This is a genomic window from Micromonospora inaquosa (assembly GCF_003857055.1).
Taxonomy (GTDB): Bacteria; Actinomycetota; Actinomycetes; order Mycobacteriales; family Micromonosporaceae; genus Micromonospora; species Micromonospora inaquosa.
This window is the reverse complement of the sequence record NZ_QGSZ01000317.1, coordinates 1-4,699: the sequence shown is the minus strand read 5'-3', so window position 1 is coordinate 4,699 and position 4,699 is coordinate 1. Positions and strand designations below refer to the sequence as shown.

Below are 4,699 nucleotides of genomic sequence, written 5' to 3'. Positions count from 1 at the left end.
GCCGACGGCTCCGCCCGCTTCTTCCGTCCAGCCTGATCGTTCTGTGTCGCGGTCATCACGGCACCCTCCTCACCAGGCACAACGCCCGGCGGGCCAGGCCGGAAACACCGTTAGATCCACAGACCCGATCCTCACCGGGTTCTTGAGTCGTACACCATCGGCGCGTGAGGAGCGGTACATGAAGTTGATCTGGATCAACGGTGCGTTCGGCGCGGGGAAGACCACTCTGTCGGAGATGTTGACTGCGGAGGATCCTCGGCTGTTGATGTTCGATGCGGAGTTGCCAGGGTTCATGCTCCGCGAGATAGTTCCGCTGCCCGCGAGCGGCGATTTCCAGGATCTACGAGTGTGGCGTCGTAGCGTGGCGGATACGGCGATAGCACTACTGGAGGAGTACGGACGCACGCTCGTGGTACCGATGACCGTGGTGGTGCCGTCGTATCTTGAGGAAATTTTCGGTCGGTTGCGTGCCCACAGCGTGGGCGTCGACCATTTCTTCATCGACGTGCCCTTCCGCGTGCTTCAGGCTCGAATTGAGGCGCAGTCGATCTGGCCGGATGACCCGGCCCGTGATGCGCAGGTGCGTACGTGGCGGCTGGAGCAGGTGAACCGCTGCGTTGCCGCTGTCGGTTTGTTGCCGGTTGACACGGTGGTGCTAGATGGTGAGCTGCCGGTAGTGGAGTTGGCGTCGCAGGTGTTGGCGCGGTCGGCTCAGTCGTGATCAGACGTGCGGCCCAGAGCCCACGGTCGCTTGGACTGCGGCATTGGTAGCCGCCAACGAGGCAGCGGGATTGCCACAGTCGTGGTACTCGCCAGTGATGTGGTGGATCAGTACGTCGTTGTCGCGGGCGAAGGCGATCGCGGCGTCGGTGGCCTGGCACTCACCGTTCGGCGCCGGAGCCATGGCCTCGCCGGCCAGTCGTAGGCTCGTTGAGGTGAATGGTCAGTGGGTCACAAGCCAAGGGGCGCGGTCGCCACCGTTGTCCACTCGTAACTGCGATGTTCTCGGCGCAGCGCGATCAGCGTTGCTTGCCGGATGGTCACCCAGGCTGGTGGCTGGTGGCGGATGGCGTTGAGGCGGTCGCGGATTGGTGCGGTAGGCGCTTGCGAGCCGCTGTAGGCGATCGTCACGTGTGGCCGGAATCCTTCTGAGGCCTCCGGCACGGTCTTCCATACTGCGTTGATGGCATCGCGGATGGTGGCTCGGAGTTGTTCGACGCGGTCCCAGGGACGGACGAGCAAGCCGATTCCTTCGGCGTCGGGGTCGACCGGGCCAAGTGACAGCTCTAGAGGCGACATGCCGGCGCAGCGTCGCCGGGTTTCGGTGACGATTGTTTCGAGGTCGCTGTTGGTGACCTCGTCGGTGAAGCCGAGACCTTGCATGGTCAGGTGGAGCCCGTCGAGCGGCACCAGGTCCAGTCCGGGCAGAGTGAGTTGGCTCTGCACGGCGGTGACGAGGTGATCGAGTTCCGGTTGATGTTCAAACGTGAGGTGCCAGGTGTAGAACTGGCGGTCGGCCCGCCAGCCCGGGCGCCAGTACCAATGGTCGGTGAGTCTGGGCAGGTCCTGGTAGGCGGTCCAGCGCTCGTGCAGGCTGGCCAGTTCCCGGCTGCTCATGACAGCGATGGTAGAGCGGCCTGCCCGGTGCCAGCGACCGGTGTGCGGTCGACAAGCAGGTCGGCAACGTGCCGTAGCTGTGGGTGGCGAGCGAAGGGGTGGGCGGCAGCGAGGAACTGACGGGCGCGCTGGTAGACCGATTCGAAACGCTGGTCCGCGGTGAGAGTGAGGGCCTCCGCCGCCAGTGCGCCTGCTTCCTCGGGGTCGGGGTTGTCGGCGTGCAGGTGTGCGGTGGCCAGGTCGAGGCGGCTGAGTGCACGCGGGCCAGCCAACCCTGCGGTGTCGAAGGCGGTGATCGCGGTGGTGAGATGGTTGGTGACGCCCGCGGTGCGGCCGAGCGCCAGGTAGGCGGTCGCCGCGTTGGCCGCGGTCCTGGCCGGGCAGTACGGGCCGAGGGCGAGACTAGCGCTGACCGACGAGCCGGCCGGGTAGTCGGACAGCATGGTGAACGCGTGGTCGACGGCGCGGTCGACGCCGTACCGGTCTCCGAGGCGGGCGAGGGCTCGCGCCTGACCGTTGATCGTGAGGCGGATACGCTGCGCGCTGGTGCCGCCACGGCGCAGGCCGTCCTGGGCGTAGGCCAGCGCGTCATGGTAGTCACCGGCGTAGAAGGCGATCAGGCTTTGCGTGGCCCGTGCCCAGGCTTGCGCGTCGGACTGCTCGGCAGCCTCGGCGAGGTCGAACGCTTCGGCGGCATAGGCGTGAGCCGCACCGAATGCGCCGAGGTCAAGGGCGAGTGCGCCGAGAAGGCCAGACAGGTGAGCGGCGACGGCGTAGAGCCGGGCGCGTTGCGGTGGGTGCTGCCGGCCTGCCATGAGCTGGTCGACGTAGGACCGAAGCGGTCGCATACGCGCCATGAGGATGACCGGCGTGAGGCGCTCGTTGTCGGCGATCGCCTGCCGGAACTCGCGTTCCAGATATGCGAGACGAATGTTGTCATCGACGGAAGACTTCAGTGCCAGACGGCGGGCGTTGATGGTGTCCTCGCGCTCCCAGAAGGCAGCACCGCCGTTTGCTGCAGGGACTTCGCGGCCAGCGTCGGGCGTCACCGGCACTGACGTGCTCCTGACCGCCTGGATCGCCGCTGACCGTCGTCGTTGGCGGTCCAGCTCGGTGATGCGGTCGTACTCACTGACGAGCGCGTCACCGGTTCGCAGGACGGTGTCGCAGCGCGCCCAGAAAGCACGGTCCGGGTGCTGGTGGCCAGTCTCGGTGCTCGCCACGGAACTGCGGCCGTATTGCACGAGCCGCGCCAAGTCGTGCTGGGTAAGATTGCCAGCCCTACGCAATTGAGCGAGTCGGCGGCCGAGTGCGCGGCGGGCAGCCTTGATCTCGTCGCTGTCAGCCATCGCTGCTACCTCCGGTCGACTGCAGACACTGTGGCCATGGTCCGTGGAGACCATCAGTGTCGCCTGTGACAATCTCGCGGTCCGGCGAAGCATGCGAGCATCTCAGCATGCACCGGTGCAACCGTTGATCGCTGCGAGACCGTGCAAAATCGTCAGATGCCCATTATCGAGAGCGGCCGCTGCCCACGGCAGGGTCACAATGTCGAGGTTTTGTCGGAGTTTGATGTCGGCATATGCCGACATTATCTACACAGGGCGCTGCGGGCGTGTCGACCGACCAGCCTCTTACCCTGCCGGCATTCGTGATCATGCGCGAGGCCCAGAGGCCACGATCGCTTGGGCTGCGGCGTTGTTGGCCGCCAACCAGCCGGCGGGATTGCCGCAATCGTGGTACTCGCCGGTGACGGGGTGGATCAGTACGTCGTTGTCGCGGGCGAAAGCGATGACGGCGTCGGTGGCCTGGTACTCGCCGTTCGGCGCCGGGGTCAGCTTCTGGAAGTAGGCCATCGCGTCGGCGGGTAGCAGAGTGCGACTGATGTTGATGTAGGCGGTCAGCTCGCCGTAGGTGGTCGGCTTCTCCAGCAGCTGATCGAGTAGCTGGTGACCTTCCGCTACTCGCGGAGCCAGAATGCCATAGCGGTGGGCCTCGGCGCCGGGCACCGTGGCGGCGGCGAGTGCGGCCGGTACTCCGGCGGCGGCCCGGGCAGCGGCGAGGTCGGCGAGGTCCGATCCGCCGTCGTTGCGAAGCAAAAGGTCGTCGCCGGCCACCAGGAGGAAGTCGTCGCCGGCGATGAAGTCAGCGGCGACGATCGCGGGCAGCGCGGTGCCGTACCGATCGTCGCGTGGTTGTTCGATGAACGTGAAGTCGGCTTGGCTGTGCAGGTCAGCGAGGGGCGTGTATTTGTCCTGCCAGCCGCGTGCGGTGAAGTAGTCCTTCAGGTCGTGGTCTTCGGTGAAGTAATGACGCACCTGGCGGCCGATCTCGCCGGGGGCGGTGACGATCGCGATCTCGTGGGCGCCTGCGGCGACGCAGTCAGCGACTGCGTAGGCGACGACTGGTTGGTTGAGGATTGGCAGCATGCACTTGTTGATGGTTTTGCCGATGGGGAAGAAGCGGCTGCCCATGCCGGCGACAGCGATGACGGCCCTCACGCGCTTACCTTTCGGTTGGGTTGCACCGGCCGTCAAGGTTAAGGCGACAGTGAGCCGGGCGGATCTGTGCCAGTTTACGCATCGCACTGGTCCGAATCGGGGCACATGGTGAAGGCGCGCACGGGTGCGGGCCGCCGGCGTGTCGACGTCGGCGGCCCGCGCTATTTCGTCAGCGTGAGGCGGGTGCCTTGAGCATGGTGGTGGTCGTGGACTTGGCGGCGGCTGCGGCCAGGGAGCCGGCCTGACGGATGCGGTCCCACGTCGGGGTCCGGCGTGTGTCGGGGTCGAGGCCGTGGCGCAGGGCCTGCCGGTGGACGCCGTTGAGCATGGTGTCGTAGTCGTGTGGGGTGCTCCGGTGTCCTTCGACGTACTGGTGGAGGGCGGCGACGCCGACCTCGGCCACGGTGTGTCCGCAGCGGGCGATGGCGGCGAGCAGGTCGGTGTCGAACGCCAAGCTGTGGTCGGCGGTGAGGGGCAGTGCGGTGCGCAGGGCGGTGGCCGGGAAGGCTTTGAAGCCGGCCTGCGGGTCGGTGGCGTCGAGGTGCAGCAGGTCCCGGACGGCTCGTTGGTAAAGCCGGGTG

The 4,699-nt window shown here is 66.7% G+C and carries 4 protein-coding genes and 1 pseudogene; 1 reads left to right on the top strand and 4 read right to left on the bottom strand.

Going from position 1 to position 4,699, the window contains the following annotated elements:
* Positions 1 to 178: 178 nt before the first annotated feature.
* Entirely contained in the window at positions 179 to 721 is a 543-nt protein-coding gene (locus tag DLJ59_RS29020) for an AAA family ATPase (RefSeq protein ID WP_124776502.1), read from the top strand.
* 230 nt (positions 722 to 951) lie between these two features.
* On the opposite strand, the gene DLJ59_RS29015 is transcribed toward DLJ59_RS29020, so the two are convergent.
* The 4 genes and pseudogenes from DLJ59_RS29015 to DLJ59_RS36470 all read right to left on the bottom strand — a co-directional run.
* Complete coding sequence (locus DLJ59_RS29015; protein WP_124776500.1) at positions 952 to 1,617, bottom strand: 2'-5' RNA ligase family protein; 666 nt, start codon at positions 1,615 to 1,617, stop codon at positions 952 to 954.
* Positions 1,614 to 2,966, bottom strand: coding sequence for a helix-turn-helix domain-containing protein (locus tag DLJ59_RS29010; protein ID WP_124776498.1), 1,353 nt, complete (start codon positions 2,964 to 2,966; stop codon positions 1,614 to 1,616). Before DLJ59_RS29010 ends, DLJ59_RS29015 begins: the two co-directional genes overlap by 4 nt.
* A 306-nt stretch (positions 2,967 to 3,272) precedes the next feature.
* Positions 3,273 to 4,118: a sugar phosphate nucleotidyltransferase gene (locus DLJ59_RS29005; protein WP_124776496.1), complete on the bottom strand. Its 846-nt coding sequence runs from the start codon at positions 4,116 to 4,118 to the stop codon at positions 3,273 to 3,275.
* 169 nt (positions 4,119 to 4,287) lie between these two features.
* Positions 4,288 to 4,699, bottom strand: a pseudogene (locus tag DLJ59_RS36470) (hypothetical protein); the annotation flags it as partial.